This is a genomic window from Glycomyces xiaoerkulensis (assembly GCF_002798405.1).
In the GTDB taxonomy this organism is placed as follows: Bacteria; Actinomycetota; Actinomycetes; order Mycobacteriales; family Micromonosporaceae; genus Glycomyces; species Glycomyces xiaoerkulensis.
Map to the genome: position 1 here is coordinate 426,926 of NZ_PGGV01000029.1, position 17,873 is coordinate 444,798.

Annotated in this window: 14 protein-coding genes; 7 read left to right on the forward strand and 7 right to left on the reverse strand. The window is 70.0% G+C overall.

What is annotated here, in order from left to right; translation table 11 throughout:
* Positions 1 to 14 precede the first annotated feature (14 nt).
* Complete coding sequence (locus CUT39_RS12630) at positions 15 to 716, reverse strand: MOSC domain-containing protein (RefSeq protein WP_157930664.1); 702 nt, start codon at positions 714 to 716, stop codon at positions 15 to 17.
* 108 nt (positions 717 to 824) lie between these two features.
* Here CUT39_RS12630 and CUT39_RS12635 point away from each other — a divergent pair, with 108 nt between their 5' ends.
* From CUT39_RS12635 to CUT39_RS12645, 4 genes are all read left to right on the forward strand, one after another.
* Positions 825 to 2,165: a glutamine synthetase family protein gene (locus CUT39_RS12635; protein WP_100447049.1), complete on the forward strand. Its 1,341-nt coding sequence runs from the start codon at positions 825 to 827 to the stop codon at positions 2,163 to 2,165.
* Positions 2,166 to 2,182: 17 nt separating this feature from the next.
* Positions 2,183 to 2,866: a type 1 glutamine amidotransferase gene (locus tag CUT39_RS20805; protein WP_198587086.1), complete on the forward strand. Its 684-nt coding sequence runs from the start codon at positions 2,183 to 2,185 to the stop codon at positions 2,864 to 2,866.
* On the forward strand, positions 2,859 to 5,456 hold the full coding sequence (locus CUT39_RS12640) for a bifunctional [glutamine synthetase] adenylyltransferase/[glutamine synthetase]-adenylyl-L-tyrosine phosphorylase (protein ID WP_198587087.1): 2,598 nt from the start codon (positions 2,859 to 2,861) through the stop codon (positions 5,454 to 5,456). Before CUT39_RS20805 ends, CUT39_RS12640 begins: the two co-directional genes overlap by 8 nt.
* A 161-nt stretch (positions 5,457 to 5,617) precedes the next feature.
* Entirely contained in the window at positions 5,618 to 7,243 is a 1,626-nt protein-coding gene (locus tag CUT39_RS12645; RefSeq protein ID WP_408611143.1) for a glycosyl hydrolase family 18 protein, read from the forward strand.
* Positions 7,244 to 7,342: 99 nt separating this feature from the next.
* Here CUT39_RS12645 and CUT39_RS12650 read toward each other — a convergent pair whose 3' ends face one another.
* Positions 7,343 to 7,762, reverse strand: coding sequence for a PRC-barrel domain-containing protein (locus tag CUT39_RS12650; protein WP_100447052.1), 420 nt, complete (start codon positions 7,760 to 7,762; stop codon positions 7,343 to 7,345).
* 77 nt (positions 7,763 to 7,839) lie between these two features.
* The gene (locus CUT39_RS12655; protein ID WP_198587089.1) at positions 7,840 to 8,325 is read right to left on the reverse strand and encodes an anthrone oxygenase family protein; all 486 of its coding nucleotides are present in this window, start codon (positions 8,323 to 8,325) and stop codon (positions 7,840 to 7,842) included.
* Positions 8,326 to 8,528: 203 nt separating this feature from the next.
* On the opposite strand from CUT39_RS12655, the gene CUT39_RS12660 reads away from it, so the two are divergent.
* The 3 genes from CUT39_RS12660 (at position 8,529) to CUT39_RS12670 (ending at position 13,017) form a co-directional block, all read left to right on the forward strand.
* Positions 8,529 to 10,007 carry an MDR family MFS transporter gene (locus CUT39_RS12660; protein ID WP_232805731.1) on the forward strand — a complete coding sequence of 493 codons (1,479 nt, stop codon included), beginning with the start codon at positions 8,529 to 8,531 and terminating at the stop codon, positions 10,005 to 10,007.
* A 217-nt stretch (positions 10,008 to 10,224) separates the two neighbouring features.
* Entirely contained in the window at positions 10,225 to 11,685 is a 1,461-nt protein-coding gene (locus CUT39_RS12665) for a family 43 glycosylhydrolase (protein ID WP_100447054.1), read from the forward strand.
* A 291-nt stretch (positions 11,686 to 11,976) separates the two neighbouring features.
* Positions 11,977 to 13,017, forward strand: a complete 1,041-nt coding sequence (locus tag CUT39_RS12670; protein WP_100447056.1) for a LacI family DNA-binding transcriptional regulator — start codon at positions 11,977 to 11,979, stop codon at positions 13,015 to 13,017.
* A gap of 64 nt (positions 13,018 to 13,081) precedes the next feature.
* On the opposite strand, the gene CUT39_RS12675 is transcribed toward CUT39_RS12670, so the two are convergent.
* The 4 genes from CUT39_RS12675 to CUT39_RS12690 form a co-directional block, all read right to left on the reverse strand.
* Complete coding sequence (locus CUT39_RS12675; protein ID WP_100447058.1) at positions 13,082 to 14,107, reverse strand: ABC transporter permease subunit; 1,026 nt, start codon at positions 14,105 to 14,107, stop codon at positions 13,082 to 13,084.
* Positions 14,104 to 15,162 (reverse strand): ABC transporter permease, encoded by a 1,059-nt coding sequence (locus CUT39_RS12680; RefSeq protein ID WP_100447060.1) that lies wholly within the window; start codon positions 15,160 to 15,162, stop codon positions 14,104 to 14,106. Before CUT39_RS12680 ends, CUT39_RS12675 begins: the two co-directional genes overlap by 4 nt.
* Positions 15,159 to 16,679: a sugar ABC transporter ATP-binding protein gene (locus CUT39_RS12685; RefSeq protein ID WP_100447062.1), complete on the reverse strand. Its 1,521-nt coding sequence runs from the start codon at positions 16,677 to 16,679 to the stop codon at positions 15,159 to 15,161. Before CUT39_RS12685 ends, CUT39_RS12680 begins: the two co-directional genes overlap by 4 nt.
* Positions 16,680 to 16,783: 104 nt before the next feature.
* Positions 16,784 to 17,782, reverse strand: coding sequence for an ABC transporter substrate-binding protein (locus tag CUT39_RS12690; RefSeq protein WP_198587090.1), 999 nt, complete (start codon positions 17,780 to 17,782; stop codon positions 16,784 to 16,786).
* Between the last annotated feature and the right edge of the window lie 91 nt (positions 17,783 to 17,873).

Below are 17,873 nucleotides of genomic sequence, written 5' to 3' on the forward strand. Positions count from 1 at the left end.
AGGGCGTCGGACGTCTACCAGCAGGTAACCGGGTCGCCCAAGCGCACGGGCGCTTCCCGAGAGGTCTTGAGGTAGAGGCCGAACAGGTTGCGGTGCCCGCCGACGATGAGCCGGTGCAGCTCCCGGTCCCGCTCGCGTCCATAAGGGTCCCAGCTCGGCAGCACGCACCGCTCGCACGGCTCCTGCACGCCCAGCTCGGCCTCCCCGAGGCGCACCGCCGTTCCCGGTTCCAGCTCCAGCTCGGCGAAGGGGTCGGCGTCGGTCTCGACCATGACGTTGGGGCGGAACCGCTCGGGCTCGACCGCGCGGCCCAGCTCCTCTTCGAGGCGCTTGAGGCTGGCCTCGAAGATCACCAGGATGCGGTCGACGTTCCGGTTCGGGCGCAGCTCCACGCCCCGTTCGAGAGCCAGATCGGACGCGAGCCGCTCCGGTAGGCCCGGGTCGTCGGCCGCCCAGGGCGCCCCGCCCGGTTCGTACAGCACCGGCGCGTCGCCGGTGCCGTCGGCGCTGCCGCACTGGGCCGGCCACGCCGCCTCCCAGCCCATCATCCGGGGCAGGCCGCCGCCCCACAATCGCTCTCCGGTCCCGGACTCGAGCACGCGCAGTACCCGGTCCCCGGCCATGCCGGCGGGGCCGACGGTGGCCGATCGCACCGTCTCGCCGCGGAGGCCCTTGACCGGCCAGCGCCACATTCGGGTCACCGTACCTGCGAACACGCCCACGAATGTACCGCCTTCGCGTTCGTGCCCGCGACCCCGCAGAGTAACGTCCGGGAAATAAGCCAGTGAGACAATGGCCGCCCCAGGACCGAGAGGAAACGCGCAATGGAACGGCAGAAAGAGTTCGTGCTCCGCACGCTCGAAGAGCGTGACATCCGGTTCGTGCGGTTGTGGTTCACCGACGTGCTCGGAACGCTCAAATCGGTGAGCGTGGCACCCGCCGAACTCGAATCCGCCTTCGAAGAGGGCATCGGCTTCGACGGCTCCGCGATCGAGGGCTTCGCCCGCGTCTACGAGTCCGACATGGTCGCCATGCCCGACCCCACCACCTTCCAGGTCTTCCCGTTCGAGGGCCGGGGGATCGGGGAGTCGGCGCGGATGTTCTGCGACATCCTCACCCCCGAGGGCGCTCCGTCCTGGGCCGACCCGCGCCACGTGCTGCGCCGGTCGCTGTCGAAGGCCGCCGACCGCGGCTTCACCTTCTACGTCCACCCCGAGATCGAGTTCTTCCTGCTCAAGGACGGCGGCGACGACCCCAGGCCGGTCGACGACGGCGGCTACTTCGACCACACCACGCACTCGACCGCGCGCGACTTCCGCCGCCAGGCCATCCTCGGGCTCGAGCGGGTCGGCATCTCGGTCGAGTTCAGCCACCACGAGGTCGCCCCCGGCCAGCAGGAGATCGACCTGCGCTACGCTGACGCGCTGACCACCGCCGACAACATCATGACCTTCAGGCACATCGTCAAGGAGGTGGCCCTGTCCTCGGGCGTCACCGCCTCGTTCATGCCCAAGCCGTTCGCCGACCAGCCCGGCTCGGGCATGCACAGCCACCTGTCGCTGTTCGAAGGCGAGGACAACGCCTTCCACGACCCGGGCGACGAGCAGCGCCTGTCCAAGACCGGCAAGGCCTTCGTCGCCGGCATGCTCAAGCACGCCCCGGAGTTCACCGCGATCACCTGCCAGTGGGTCAACTCCTACAAACGCCTCTACTCCAGTCCGCTGCCCGGCCAGATCTCCGAGGCGCCCTCGTACGTGTGCTGGGGCAAGGCCAACCGGTCGGCGCTGGTGCGCGTGCCCGCCTACGGCAAGCCGAACTCGGCCCGCGTCGAGATCCGCTCCCTGGACGCGGCGGCCAACCCGTATCTGACCTACGCGGTCCTGCTCGGCGCCGGCCTCAAGGGCATCGAGGAGGGCTACGAGCTCCCTCCGGGCACCGAGGACGACGTCAGCGCCCTCACCGGCGCCGAGCGCGTCGCCGCCGGCTACCAGCCGCTGCCCTCGTCGCTGAACGAGGCCCTCGACGCCATGGAGGCCTCCGACCTGGTCCCCGAGGTCCTCGGCGAGCACGTCTTCGACTACTTCCTGAAGAACAAGCGCAAGGAATGGGACGACTACCGCACGCAGGTCACCGCCTTCGAGCGCCAGAGGTACATCAATCTCTGACCGCTTACGATGGGACGGTGACCACTGCACTCGTGATCGAGAACGACCCCGGACAGGGGCTCGGACGCGCGGGGGACTGGCTCGCCGAGGCGGGCATGGGGTTCGACGTCGTCCGGCCCCACGCCGGGGACCCCGTCCCGAAAAGCGCCGGCGGCCACGAGGGCCTCATCGCCCTCGGCGGCGGCCGCGGCGAGGACTGGGACGAGGAACTGACCGGCCTGCTCGAATGCGCCGTCGCCGACTCGACCCCCGTCTTCGCCCTCGGCGCCTCCGCCCGCATGCTCGCCGCCGCCTTCGGCGGCGCCTCCGAGCCCACCGACCGGGCCAACGGCCCCCGGATGCTCGCCAAACGCGACGCGGCCGGTTTCGACCTGCTGTTCGGGCCCGCCCCCATGACCCTCGACGTCATCCGCCGCGGCGAGCGGGAGCTCACCGCCCTCCCCGAGACCGCCACGCTGCTGGCGGCCTCCCCGTACGGCTCGCTGGAGGCCTTCCGCATCGGCGAGGCGGCCTGGGGCGTCCAGTCCCACTTCGAACTCGCCCCCGACCAGCTCGCCGCCTTCGGCGACTTCGACGACGAAGCGCTCGACCAGGCCCGCGGGGTCGACCCGCACATCGTCGAGACCTGGCGGCCGATCATGCAGCGCTTCGCGCGCATCGCCGCCGGCGAGCGCCGCGAGCTGCCGGTGCTCGATGCCTGAGCCCGACCACGCCCGCCTGGCGGTGACCGAGGCCAGCAACGCCCTCGGCGACTTCATGCGCGCCCACCCCGAGGTCGAATCCGCCCTCACCGAGACCGAGGAGGCCGGGCTCGGCCGCATCCGCGCCGCCGACGCCGCCGGCCTCGGCTTCGCCTGGAAAGCCAACCTGCTGCGCATCAGCGCCGCCGACCTCACCGGCGAGACCGACCTGACCGCCACCTCCGACGCCATCTCCCGCCTGGCCGACGCCGTCCTCGCCCGCGGCCTCGAACTGGCCCGCGAGGAGATCCCCGGTTCGACCCGGCTGGCGGTGATCGCGATGGGCAAGACCGGCGCCGAGGAGCTCAACTACGTCTCCGACGTCGACGTCGTCTTCGTCGCCGAAGACGACCTCGACCTCGCCACCCGGCAGGCGGCCCGCATGATCCAGATCGTCGGCCCCGCCACCTGGCCGGTCGACGCCGGGCTGCGCCCCGAGGGCCGCCACGGCGCACTGGTGCGCACCGTCGACTCCTACCTGGCCTACCTGCGCGACTGGGCCCGTACCTGGGAGTTCCAGGCCCTGCTCAAGGCCAGGCCCGCCGCCGGCGACCTCCAGCTCGGGCTCGACTGGCTCGCCGCCGTCCAGCCGTTCATCTGGGACGCCGCCAACCGCCCCGGCGTCGTCGCCGAGATCCGCGACATGCGCCGCAAGGTCGCCGAATCGGTGCCCCGCGCCGAACGCAGATGGGAGCTCAAGCTCGGCCCCGGGGGCCTGCGTGACATCGAGTTCGCCGTGCAACTGCTCCAACTCGTCCACGGCCGCGGCGACCCCGGCCTGCGGGTGCGGTCCACGCTCGAAGCACTCGAAGTGCTCGTCGACGCCGGCTACCTCGCCCGCCGCGACGGCGAGGACCTCACCGACACCTACGCCTTCCTGCGCAGCGTCGAGCACCGCCTCCAGCTCCAGCGGCTGCTGCGCACCCACCGCGTCCCCGACGGCGGCGAACCGCTCCACCGGCTCGCCCGCGGCATGGGCTACCACTCCGACGAGGACTTCCTCACCGCCTGGCGCGCCCACGCCTCGACCGCGAGGCGCCTGCACGAGAAACTGCTGTACAAGCCCCTGCTCGACGCGGTCGCCCGGGTGCCGACCGACGAGCTGCGCATGCCCGAGACCGAGGCCGCCTCGCGCCTGGCCGTGCTCGGCTTCGCCGACCCCGCCGGCGCCCTCACCCACATCCGCCGGCTCACCGCCGGCGTCTCCCGCACCGCCACCGTCCAGCGGGCGCTGCTGCCGGTCGTGCTCCACGAACTGGCCGACTCGCCCGAACCGAACCGCGGCCTGCTCGCCTACCGCCAGGTCTCCGACAAGCTCGGCTCCACCCCCTGGTACCTGCGGCTGCTGCGCGACGGCGGCCCGGCCGCGGTACGCCTGGCCCGACTGCTGGGCACCTCCCGCTATTTCGCCGGCCTGCTGCTGCGCGACCCCCAGTCGCTGCGGTACCTCTCCGACAACGCCGACCTCGAACCCCGCGGCCGCGATCACCTCGCCGAAGGGATGCGGCAGGCCGCCGCCCGGCACGCCGACGCGACCGCCGCCGTCGCCGCCGTCCGCGCCATCCGCCGCCGCGAACTCATCCGCATCGCCGCCGCCGACCTCCTCGGCCTCCTCGACGACCAGGAGGTCGGCCTGGCCCTGTCCGACCTCACCGATGCCGTCGTCGACGCCACACTCGCCGTCGCCGCCCGCGACGTGCCCGACCCCCCGCCGCTGGCCGTGGTCGGCATGGGACGCTTCGGCGGCCGCGAGACCGGCTACGGCTCCGACGCCGACGTCGTGTTCGTCCACAACGGCGAGGGCGACGCCGCCCGCAAGGCCGCCGGCCGCATCGTCGAATCGGTCCGCACGCTCCTGTCGGCGCCCACCGACGACCCCCCGGTCGAGATCGACCTCGGCCTGCGCCCCGAAGGCAAAGGCGGCCCGCTCGTGCCGAGCCTGGCCGCCTACGAGCGCTACTACGCCGACCGGGCCCGGCTGTGGGAGCGGCAGGCGCTGCTGCGGGCCCGCCCCGTCGCCGGAGACCAGGACCTGCTCGACCGGTGGAGCGAACTGGCCGACTCGATCCGCTACCGGCCCGGCGGACTGAGCGAGGCCGAACGGCTCGAGTTCCGCCGCGTCAAGGCCCGCGTCGACTCCGAGCGCCTCCCGCTCGGGGCCGACCCCAACGCCCACACCAAGCTCGGGCGCGGCGGCCTGGTCGACATCGAATGGGCCGCCCAGTTGCTCCAACTCGAGCACGGCGACGACGCCGACTTCCGCACCACCCGCACCGTCCCGGTCCTGGAAGCCGCCGCCGCGGCCGGCTACATCGACCGGACCGATCTGGACGACCTGCGGTCGGCCTGGGAGTTCGTCACCCGGGTCCGCAACGACATGACCCTGGCGCGCGGGGTGCCGCGCGACGAGCTGCCGCGTTCGGGGCCCGAGCTGACCGCGCTGGCGCAGACGCTCGACTTCGGCGAGGACACGCAGGAGTTCCTCAATCACTACCGGCGGCTGACCAGGCGCGCGCACGAAGCCTCGCACCGGATCGTCTACGGAGGCTGAACCGGGCCCGGACCGGCATGCCGCGGGCCTGGAAATTTTTTCGCGCCGAGCCTTGACTTCGAAGGATCCACCCGTAAAGATAAAGATACTTATCAATTAAGTCTCTTTACTTTTGGGAGGAAGCATTGAGCCGCCTCAGATCCCGGCGCATGCTCATCGCGATGACCGCGGCCCTGGCCGTGGCCCTCAGCGGTGCCATCTACGCCGTAGCGAATCCCTTCACCGCCACCGCCCAGCAGACCTGTTCGGCGGCCTGGGACTCCGCGGCCGTCTACAACGGCGGTGACCAGGCCAGCCACAACGGCAACGAATGGCGCGCCCAGTGGTGGACGCAGGGCGAGGAGCCCGGCACGACCGGCGAGTGGGGAGTCTGGGAGGACCTGGGCCCCTGCGGTGACGGCGGGGGCGACCCCACCGACGACCCGACCGGCGACCCCGGCGGCTGCCCGGCCGACTGGGACGCCTCCGGCGTCTACGTCGGCGGCGACGAAGTCGGCCACAACGGCACCAAATACCGCGCCCAGTGGTGGACCCAGGGCGATGAACCCGGCACCGCCGACGTCTGGGAGGACCTCGGACCCTGCTCGGGCGACGGCGAGCCCACCGACGACCCGACCTCCGACGACCCGACCGACGACCCCACCGACGACCCGAGCGATCCGGTCGACCCGCCCACCGAGCAGTACAACGTCGCCTACTTCACCGAGTGGGGCGTCTACGGCCGCGACTACCACGTCAAGGACATCGCGACCTCCGGCTCGGCAGAGGAGCTGACCCACATCGTGTACGCCTTCGGCAACGTCCAGGACGGCGAATGCCGACTCGACGACTCGTACGCGGCGACCGACAAGGCCTACACCGCCGCCGAATCGGTCGACGGCGTCGCCGACGACTGGGACCAGGACCTGCGAGGGAACTTCAACCAGTTGCTCAAGCTCAAGGAGATGTACCCGCACATCAAGGTCCTGTGGTCGTTCGGCGGCTGGACCTACTCCGGCGGCTTCGGAGAGGCGGCGCAGAACCCGTCGGCCTTCGCCGACTCCTGCTACGACCTGCTCCACGACCCGCGCTGGGACGGCCTGTTCGACGGCATCGACATCGACTGGGAGTACCCCAACGCGTGCGGACTGTCCTGCGACGACAGCGGGACCCAGGCCTACCCGGACCTGATGCAGGCGCTGCGCGGCGAGTTCGGCGGTGAGCTGGTGACCGCCGCGATCACCGCCGACGCCTCGTCGGGCGGCAAGATCGACGCCGGCGGGTACGACGCCGCCGCTCAGTACGTCGACTTCTACATGGTCATGACGTACGACTTCTTCGGAGCCTGGGACGCCCAGGGGCCGACCGCGCCGCACTCGCCGCTGCACTCCTACGACGGCATCCCGAACGCCGACTTCTACGGGGCCAACGCGATCTCGAAGCTGAAGTCGATCGGAGTGCCCGCCGACAAGATGCTGCTCGGCTTCGGCTTCTACGGCCGCGGCTGGACCGGCGTCGACCAGTCGGCACCGGGAGGCTCGGCGACCGGCGCCGCCTCGGGCACCTACGAGTCGGGGATCGAGGACTACAAGGTCCTGGTCGACTCCTGCCCGTCCACCGGCACCGTCGCCGGCACCGCCTACGCCCACTGCGGCGACGACTGGTGGAGCTACGACACCCCGGCGACGATCGGCCAGAAGGTCGACTGGCTCAACGGACAGGGCCTGCTCGGCGCCTTCTCCTGGGAGCTGTCCGGCGACACCGGCGACGGCGAACTGGTCTCCGCCATCCACAACGGACTGAACTAGTCCGGCGCGGCGGGCGGACCGGCGCTGCCCGCCCGCCGCGGACGCCGTCGGTCGCCGACCCCGCGGGGTCGGCGACCGACGGCCTCGTCCGGCCATTCCTCATCGGAACGGGTATCCCGGATAGATGTACCCCGACCCCCAGTGGGGCACGACCCCGTAGTGCCCGTAGACGTCCTCCAGGTAGCCCCGCTCCGGCTCGGGGGCCAGCTCGGGATCGTAGCCCGGTCCGGCCGCGACGTGGGCGCGTTCCCGGTTGATGTAGACGTTGTCGTCGTCGACCCCGGTGACGGCGTCGACCGGGATGAGCACCTGCCGCTTACCCATGCCGAGGAAGCCCCCGGAACCGACCTCGAGGAACCGCACCCTGCGCTCCCCGCGGTCGATCAGCAGGCTGTCGACCTTGCCGACCTCGTTGCCCCGCGGGTCGAAGACCTTCAGCCCCCGGACATCGTCGGCTTCGTTGGCGACGGTCAGGTCGGTGTCGCCGAGCCTGACCAGTGTCGAAGTCTCATCGGCCATGATGTCCCTCCCTTGCGATCAGCAAGCGGAGGATACCCGGCAAAACCGGCATGAAACGGTCCCGGCCACGGCCGTGCTCAAAGGGCCGAGACCGCGACCGCCAGACACACCAGCGACGCGGTGCTCAGCAGCACCCGGACGGTGTTCCAGCGCCGCCACACGTCCTCGGAGAACCGCTCGCGGACCACGGCCGGGTCGATGCCGTCGGGCTCGCCGGCGGCCTTGATCTCGTCGTTGCGCGGCACGTGCACCCGCCCGGTGATCGCCACGGCCGCGAAGTAGAGCGCGAACGCCACGATGGCCCAGGTCGCCACCCGGGCACGGCCGTCGACGAGGTACAGCACGGCCGCGGCGGCGGTGGCGAGGAGCGCGCCGACGAAGACCGACAGGAACACCGGGTTGAGGATGGCCCGATCGACGGCCTGGAACGCTCCGACGAAGGTGCGGTCGTCGGTCCGTCCGAGCCCGGGCATCACCGACACCGAATACGCGAAGAACACCCCGGCCATCAGGCCGACCAGCACCAAGGCCGCCACCAGCACCGCAATCCGCACCGCATCCACCGCAGACTCCTTCCGACCCACCCATGATGCACCGCCGCCGCCGCGGCCGCCCACCCGGCGCGCACCGAGGGTCCACCTTGGTCGACGACCTGGCGCTTGTTAACACATAGGACGTAGACTGCAGCGCGGTGGGCGGCGCCGCGCGCGCCGATTCACCCGTGCCGGCGCAGCCGCGCCCCGTCCCAGAAAGGTGCCCCCAGAGCGTGGACGAGCCACCGGCCGAAACACCCCGAACCCCCGCCGACCGGCCGGGACCGGAGATTCCACGCCGGATCAAACTCGTCATCGGGCTCCTCCTCGCCGCCTCGTTCGTCATGATCCTCAACGAGACGGTGATGAGCGTGGCGATCCCCAAGCTCATGACCGAACTGTCGGTCACCGCCGCGACCGCGCAGTGGCTGACCACCGCCTTCATGCTGACCATGGCCGTGGTCATCCCCACCACCGGGCTGATCCTGCAGCGATTCACCACCCGCGCGGTCTTCATCGGCGCCATGTCGCTGTTCTCCGGCGGCACCCTGCTCGCGGCCATCGCCCCGGTCTTCGGATTCCTCGTGGCCGCCCGCGTGATCCAGGCCGGCGGCACCGCCGTCATGCTGCCGCTGCTGATCACCACCGTGCTCACCTTCGTCCCCGCCGACCGCCGCGGACGCACCATGGGGCTGATCACCATCGTCATCTCCGTGGCCCCGGCCGTCGGCCCGACCTTCTCGGGGTTCATCCTCTCGGTCCTGGGATGGCGGTGGATGTTCCTGTCGGTGCTGCCGATCGCCATGCTGAGCCTGGCGCTGGGCGCGGGACTGGTCAAGAACATCACCGAACCCAAATCGGTCAAGTTCGACCTGCCGTCGGTCCTGCTCTCGGCCGTGACCTTCGGCTGCCTGATCTACGGACTCAGCAGCATCGGCGAGGCCGCGGAGTCCGACGCAACCGTCCCCCCAGGGCTGCCGATCGCGATCGGGGCCGCGGCGCTGGTGCTGTTCGTGCGGCGGCAGATCGTCCTCCAACGCGGCGACGCGGCCCTGATGGACCTGCGCCCCTTCCGCGACCGCGCCTTCGTGGTGGGGACGGTGATGCTGGTCATCTCCATGGGGGCACTGTTCGGCACCCTCATCCTGCTGCCGATCTACCTCCAGAACGTGCTCGGCCTGACCACCCTCGAGACCGGCCTGGTACTCCTTCCCGGCGGCCTGGCGATGGGCCTGATAGCGCCGCTCATCGGGTGGCTGTTCGACCGATTCGGCCCCCGGCCGCTGGTCATCCCCGGCTCCATGGTCGCCGCCGGCGCGCTCGGACTCATGAACCTGCTCGACCAGACCAGCGCCACCGAGTTCGCGCTCGGGGCCAACCTCATGCTCATGATCGGGCTCGGGCTCCTGATGACCCCGCTGATGACCTCGGCGCTCGGGTCGCTGCGGCCCGAGCTGTACGCCCACGGCAGCGCGATCGTGAACACCCTCCAGCAGCTCGCGGGCGCCGCCGGGACCGCGCTGTTCATCACCGTCATGACCACCGGGACCGCCGCGAACCTCGAGGCCGGGATGGAACCGGCCGCCGCGCAGTCGGGCGGCATCCACGTCGCCTTCCGGTGCGGCACCGCGCTGGCTCTGGTGGCCGTGGCGGCGTCGTTCCTGGTCAAGCGTCCGCCGGAGTCGGCGGCCGAGGCGATGTCGGCACCCTGAGCGCCGGTTTCCCGGCGGGCGGCCGTTCCGGCCGTTGACATGAGATCGATCACATGTTAACGTCAACCTCAGTCTCATCGAGATATCAAAATATCGGCATGAGGACGTCGGGCCCACCCTCCGCCCGTTCACGGATCCGTTCCCTCCGATACCCGAGCCGACGGTGATGATGTGATCGATCACATCAGCGCCGCCGCGACCTACATGAGGAGTATCCATGACAATGGTCAGCAGACAATGGACGGCACGCGTGATGCTGCGGCTCGCCGTCGTCCTCGCGCTCGTGCTGTCGCTGCAGGTGGCGCTCGGCGCCGACCGGGCCGAGGCGGAGCCGGGTCCTTCGTTCACCAACCCGGCGGTCGGCCCGCCCAACAGCGCCGACCCGACCCTGGTCCAGCACGAGGGCTTCTACTACTACGTCGCGACGACCTGGTCGTCGCAGGTGGTCATGCGCAAGTCGTCGACCATCGCGGGGCTGGACGGCGCCGCCGAGCAGGTGGTGGTGGAGACCGGCGGCGACACCATGTGGGCGCCGCACCTGGAGATGATCGACGGCCGCTGGTACCTGTACTACTCGGTCGAGCAGGGGGACCTGCCCCGCCGCACCCACGTGGCGCAGAGCGCCGGGTCCGACCCGATGGGGCCCTACACGGTCCTGGGCATCCTGGACCTGATGCCCGACAACGAGTGGGCGATCGACGCGGCCCCGATGCACCTGGACGGGCAGTTGTACATGACCTTCTCGGCCTTCCATCCGGGAGACGGCCTGCAGTCGAACTACATCGCGCCGATGTCGAACCCGTGGACGGCCGCCGGGCACGGCAGCCGGATCTCGGCGCCGACGCTGTCGTGGGAGACCCAGGACGGCGAGGTCAACGAGGGGACCTTCCCCATCCACCGCAACGGCCGGACGTTCCTGACCTATTCGGCCAGCGCGTGCTGGGGTCCGAACTACAAGATCGGGATGCTCGAGTACACCGGCGGCGATCCGCTGCAGCAGAGCTCCTGGTACAAGCACCCGGACCCGATCTTCGAGCGTAACGACGCCGCCGGGGTCTACGGCCCGGCGCATCACTCGTTCTTCACCTCCCCGGACGGCACGGAGACCTGGATCGCCTACCACGCCAACGATTCGGAATCCGACGGCTGCGGCACGACCCGGACCACCCGGGTGCAGAAGATCGACTTCGAGTCCGACGGCACGCCGGACCTGGGCGTCCCGGTCTCGACCTCCACGGTGCTGGACGGTCCGTCGGGGGAGCCGACTCCGGTGCAGATCCGGAACGAGCACAGCGACCTGTGCCTGGACGATTACGAGTGGGGCACCGAGGACGGCGCCGAGGTCCGCCAGTGGTCCTGCAACGGCGCGGCCGTCCAGGACTGGTACCTGGAGGATCTGGGCAACGGCTACCACGCCATCCGCAACGCCTACTCCGGCCTGTGCCTGGACGATTACGAGTGGGGGACCGAGGACGGTGCCGAGGTCCGCCAGTGGTCCTGCAACGGCAACGAGGTCCAGCAGTGGGAGATCGTCGACGCCGGCGGCGGCTACTCCAACATCGTCAACCGCTACAGCGGCCTCTGCCTGGACAACACCGACTGGGGCACCGAGGACGGTGCGGCCGTCCAGCAGTGGACCTGCAACGACCAGGCGGTCCAGCACTGGGCGGTCGGTTAGCCCGCGCAGTCACCGCCGGCGGGGCCGGGGCGGCCGCGGAGCCGCTCCGGCCCCGCCGCTGCGTTCCCGGACGTTATCAATCTGTGACCGAAAAGGATTGACGCGAAGGACTGTGACCGATAACATACTATACTTGTGACGTTGTTCCGACGGCGCTGATCAAGGATCGGTCAAGCCTTTGCAAGGATCCGTCAGATACCGGATGCTTGTTGACGACACAAACGTGGATCGCAGCTCCCCGGTCGTCGTTCGGAACATTCAGAGCTGCCGCATAGGAGGTGACCGCCCGCAATGGCCGCAGCCAAGAAAGCCGCGAGCATCTGGGACGTGGCGAGGCTCGCCGGGGTCTCGCACCAGACCGTCTCGCGGGTCGTCAACGGCTCGCCCCGGGTAGCTCCGGGCACGCGCGACCGCGTGATGGACGCCATCGCCGAGCTAGGATACCGGCCCAACCGGCTGGCCCGCACCCTCGCGGGAGGCGCCGTCCAGTCGGTCACCGTCCTCACCGCCGACACCTCCCTCTACGGCTCCGAGGCCTCCCTGCGGGGCATCGAGAAGGCCGCCCGGGCCGCCGGCTGGAGCGTCTCGATCTCCGTGCTCGACCCCGCCGAGACCCACTCGGACGCCAGCATCACCATGCGGCTGCCCCGGGCCGGGGAACCGGTCATCGTCGTCGCCCACGACGATCCCGGCATGCGCGCCCGCCGGACGCTGCTGGCCTCGCAGCCCGAGGCGATGGTCGCCATCGGCGAGTACACCGGCAAGGAGCCCGACGAGCCGTGGCTGATCGGCCTCGACGACGGCGCCGCCGCGGTCGAGGCCACCAGGCACCTGCTCGACCTGGGGCACTCGACCGTCCACCACCTCGCGATCCCCACCGCCAAGGGCACCGAGGCCGTCCTGAAGTCGCACCGCGCCGAGGGCTGGATCGAGGCGCTCCGGCAGGCCGGCCGGCACGTGCCGCCGGTGGTCTACTCTGGATGGTCGATCCCCGAGGCGTTCGAGGCGGTGCAGCCGTTGGTGCGCGACGAGACGGTCACCGCGATCCTGTGCGGCAACGACGACCTGGCCCTGGCCGCGATCCGCGCGGCGCACCTGATCGGCCGGGACGTGCCCGGGGACCTCAGCATCGTCGGGTTCGACAACACCCCGTTCGCCGCCTACATGACACCGGCGCTCACCACCGTCAACCAGGACTTCGAGGCGGTCGGCAGGGGCGCGTTCGAGCTGCTGCGCCACCGCCTGGACGGCTCGGTGCCCAAGCCCAAGCCGTGCTGGCCCTCGCCCGAACTGATCGTTCGGGACTCCTCGGGTCCGCCCAAGCGCCGGTGACCGCGAAGTTTTAGGGCCGCCGACCGTGTCGGTCGGCGGCCCCGCCGGGGGGACGTGAGGGGCCCTAAGTCTTCCGCTTCTCGCCCGAGCGGCCCAGGAACCGCTGGAGCAGGATGAACGCCAGCAGCAGCACCCCGACCGCGATCCGGGCCCACCACGAGTTCAGGTTGCCCTGGAAGGCGATGATCGTGGAGATCATGCCCATCACCATCACGCCCGCGACCGTCCCGAGGACGAAGCCGCTCCCACCGGTCAGGAGCGTGCCGCCGATGACCACGGCGGCGATCGCGTCCAGCTCCAGTCCGACCCCGGCCAGCGGGTTGGCCGACCGGGTGGCGTAGGCGGCGACGACCCCGCCGAGCGCGGCGCAGAAGCCCGAGACGGCGTAGACGCCGACCTTGGTGCGAGCGGTCGGCAGCCCCATCAGCAGCGCCGACTGCTCGGAGCCGCCGACGGCGTAGACGCTGCGGCCGAAGCGCGTGTAGTGCAGCACGATGAACGCGATGATGACCACCGCGAAGGCGATGAAGGAGATGTGCGGCAGGCTGAACCCGCCCTCGCGGACGTTTCCGAACTCGACGCGGTCCATGCCCCAGGAGAAGAACTCGATCTCCCGGATCGACACGTCCCGGTCCGAGATCTGCAGCGTCAGGCCCCGGTACAGGAACAGCCCGGCCAGGGTCGCGATGAACGGCTGCACTTTGAAGTAGTGGATGACCGCGCCGGTGAACATCCCCGAGCCGGTCCCGAAGACCAGCACGACCGGCACCGCGATCTCGGCCGGGAGGCCCAGTTCGACCGTCATCCACGCCAGGGCCATGGTCGAGAACGCCATCATCGAACCCACCGAGAGGTCGATGCCCCCCGAGAGGATCACGAACGTCATGCCCACGGCGATGATGAGCAGGGCGGCGTTGCCGATGAACAGGTCCGCGATCAGTTGCGGATTGTCGAAGTTGCTGTAGTTGGCCAGTCCGCCCGCGTACATGGCGATCAGCAGTCCGATGGTGGCCGCGATCGGGATGTAGCGGCCGAGGCCGTCGAAGAGCGTGGAGCGGTCGGAGCGCTCGGTCAACGTGGTGGTGCTCATTTGGCCACCGCCTTCTCCTCGGGTTTCGGCTCGGGCGCGGTCGGCTCGGCGGCGGACCCGCTGCGGAACGGTTTGAGCAGCCAGGCGCGGAACTCCGGGCTCTGGAGGATCGCCACGATGAAGACCACGATCGCCTTGGCGGTGAACTGCCACTGGCTCGACAGCCCGACGTTGATGATCGTGTCCTCGAGGGTGCCGATGATGGCCACGCCGATGGCGGTGCCCAGCAGGAAGAACCGGCCTCCGAGGAGGGCGGTGCCGCCGATGACGACGGCGAGGATGGCGTCCAGTTCGATCCACAGTCCGCCGTTGTTGGCGTCGGCGCTGCCGAGGTTCGCCGAGCCGATGATCCCGGCGAGCCCGGCGCAGGCGCCGCAGATGAGGTAGGCGAGGATCGTGATCCCCTTGGAGCGGATGCCGGCCAGGCGGGAGGCCTCGGGGTTGCCGCCGACGGACTCGAGCAGCATCCCCAGGGCGGTGGTGCGCGTCAGCAGCACCAGGCCGAAGAACACGACCAGGCCGATGACGATCGGGACCGGGACGGTGGCGATCGCGCCGCGGCCGAGTTCGACGAAGGGCGTGTCGTCGGAGACCGACGGGATCTGGCCGCCGGTGATGAGCTGGGCGATGCCGCGGCCGGCGATCATGAGGATCAGGGTGGCGACGATGGGCTGCACCCCGAAGTAGGCGACCATGGTCCCGTTCCAGGCGCCGATCACCGCGGCCACCACCAGGGCGAGGACGACGGCGGTGAACACCGTGTCGAGCGCGGACTGGTCGCGGTCGAGGATCCACTGGCAGGCGATCGCCGCGCCGATCGCGTAGACCGCACCGACCGAGAGGTCGATGCCCTTGGTGGCGATGACGATCGTCATGCCCAGGGAGATCAGCAGCAGCGGCACGGCCCCGCGCAGGATGTTGACGAACGCGCCGCCGAGCCGTCCGTCGTGGACGCTCGGGACGATGAAGTCGAAGCCGGTCACCGCGATGTTGACGATCAGGAGGGCGACCAGCACCGCCAGGGGCCAGAAGAGGCGCTTCAGATACGAGTTCACTGCTCACCGCCCTTCGCGACGATCGTGTCGACGATGCGTTCGGTGGTCATTTCGGACTCCGCTCCGAGGATGTCGATCATTTCGCGGTCGCGCAGGACGGCGATCCGGTCGGACAGGCGCGTGACCTCGTCGAGCTCGGCGGAGATGAACATGACCGCCATGCCGTCGTCGGAGAGCTCGTTGACCAGGCGTTGGATGTCGGCCTTCGCACCGACGTCGATGCCGCGGGTGGGTTCGTCGAGGATCAGCAGCCGCGGCTGGAGGAGCATCCATCGGGCCAGCAGGACCTTCTGCTGGTTGCCGCCGGAGAGGTTCTTGACCGGCAGGTGGGGGTCGGCCGGGCGGATGTCGAGCTTGGCGATGAACTCGGCGACCAGCTTGTCGCGGCGGGCCGGCGGGATGGTGCGGGCCCATCCGCGGGCGGCCTGCATCGCCAGGACGATGTTCTCGGCCACCGACAGGTCCGGCACCAGCCCCTCGGTCTTGCGGTTCTCGGGGCAGAAGCCGATGCCGCGGGCGGCGGCGGTGCGCGGGTTGTGGCCGCGCAGCTTGGAACCGTCCAAGGACAGCGAGCCCGAGTCGTGGCGGTCGGCGCCGGCGATGAGGCGGGCGGTCTCGGTGCGGCCCGAGCCGAGCAGCCCGGCCAGGCCGACCACCTCGCCTTCGCGGACGTCGAGGTCGAACGGGGCGATCGAGCCCCGGCGGCCCAGGCCCTCGGCCGACACCAGGGGAGCGGCGTCGCCGGGCGGCCAGCGGTCCGGCCGGTGCTCGATGGCCTCGAGCGTTTCGACCTCGCGGCCGAGCATGTGGCCGATCAGCTCGTTCTCCGGCAGCGCATCGGTGTCCCAATCGCCGACGAGCTTGCCGTTGCGCAGCACGGTCATGCGGTCGCAGACCTCGTAGACCTGGTCGAGGAAGTGGGAGATGAACACCATCGCCACCCCGTCCCCGGCGAGCTTGCGCATCACGCGCATGAGGACCTCGACCTCGTCGCGGTCGAGCGAGGAGGTCGGCTCGTCGAGGATGAGGACCTTGGCCTCGAAGTCGACGGCGCGGGCGATGGCGACCAGTTGCTGCATCGCGATCGAATAGGACGACAGCGGCGCGGCGACGTTGAGGTCGATGCCGATCTGGTCGAGCAGGGCGCTCGCCTTGCGGCGCATGGCGCGGAAGTTGATGAACGGGCCGAGGCGGGGCTCGCGGCCGGCGAAGAGGTTCTCGGCCACCGACAGGTTGTCGGTGAGGTTGACCTCCTGGTAGACGGTCGAGATGCCGGCGGCCTGGGCCTGCCCGGGGCTGTGGAAGCGGACCGGCTCGCCGTCCAGGAGGATGCGGCCGGCGTCGGGGGCGTGGACCCCGGTCAAGACTTTGATCAGTGTGGACTTGCCGGCGCCGTTCTCGCCCATGATGGCGTGGATTTCGCCGGGCCGGAGCGTGAAGTCGACGCTTTCGAGAGCGCGGACGCCGGTGAAGTCCTTCGTGATGCCGGCCATTTGGACGATCGGCTCGTCGGACATGGGTTCATTCTTTCGGTTCGAGGAGCGGACGGGGCTGGGTGGATCGTGTCCGGGCGGTGCTCCACCGCCCGGACACGATCATTTCATTCGAGCACCAGCCGAAGCTAGAACTGCCGGTTGGGGAGTTCGTCTTCGAAGTCGTCGGGACCGAACACGCCTTCCTCGACCGGGGTGAACTTCTCGAGCTCTTCACCGGCCTCGACCTGGACGACCACGTCCATCAACTGGTCGCCGAAGACCGGGTTGCACTCCACGATGTAGTTGACCTTGCCGTCCACGCCGGCCTCGAACCCGGCCTTGGAACCGTCGACGATGATGATCTGCACATCGGTGCCCGGCTCGAACCCGGCCTCCTCGATCGCCTGGATCGCGCCCAGCCCCATCTCGTCGTTGTGGGCGTACAGCAGGTCGACCTCCTCCAGCCCGTGGGTGGAGATGAAGGTCTCCATCACCGACTTGCCGCCCTCGGCGGTGAAGTCGCCCGACTGCGAATCGACCAGCTCATAGTCCAGCCCCTCGCCGTCCAGGACCTCGTAGAAGCCGGTCTTGCGGTCGTTGGCCGGGGCCGACCCCACCGTGCCCTCCAGCTCCAGGATGCGGGTGGTCTCCCCGCCGCCGAAGGTCTCGACCGTCCAGGACCCGGCCTTGCGGCCCTCCTCGACGAAGTCCGACCCCAGCCGGGTGACGTACAGGTCCTCATCGGCCGCCTCGATGCCGCGGTCGGCCAGGACCACCGGGATCCCGGCGGTCTCGGCCTCGCCGAGCACGTCGGTCCAGCCGGTCTCCACCACCGGGGCCAGGACGATCACATCGACCTGCTGGGTGATGAAGTTGCGGATCGCCTCGATCTGCTTTTCCTGCTCCTGCTGGGCGTCGACGAACTTCAGCTCGTCGATCCGGTCGTCGGCCTCGGCGGCCGCCTGCACCGAGTCGGAGTTGGCCGTCCGCCACGCCGACTCGGCGCCCACCTGAGCGAACCCGACGACCAGGCCCTCGCCCGAGTCGCCGCCCGAGCCGTCCCCGTCGTCGGCCCCGCACGCGGCCGAGCCGAACAAGAGCGCGCCGGCCCCCAGGCCGACAATAGCTTTCCTGAGCATGATCATTGCCCTTCATGCTGGTGAGATTTGAGGAGTTCAATCCATCCCAGAGGATGTTATCGCTCAAATCCTTACTCATGTTATCGATCACGTCAAG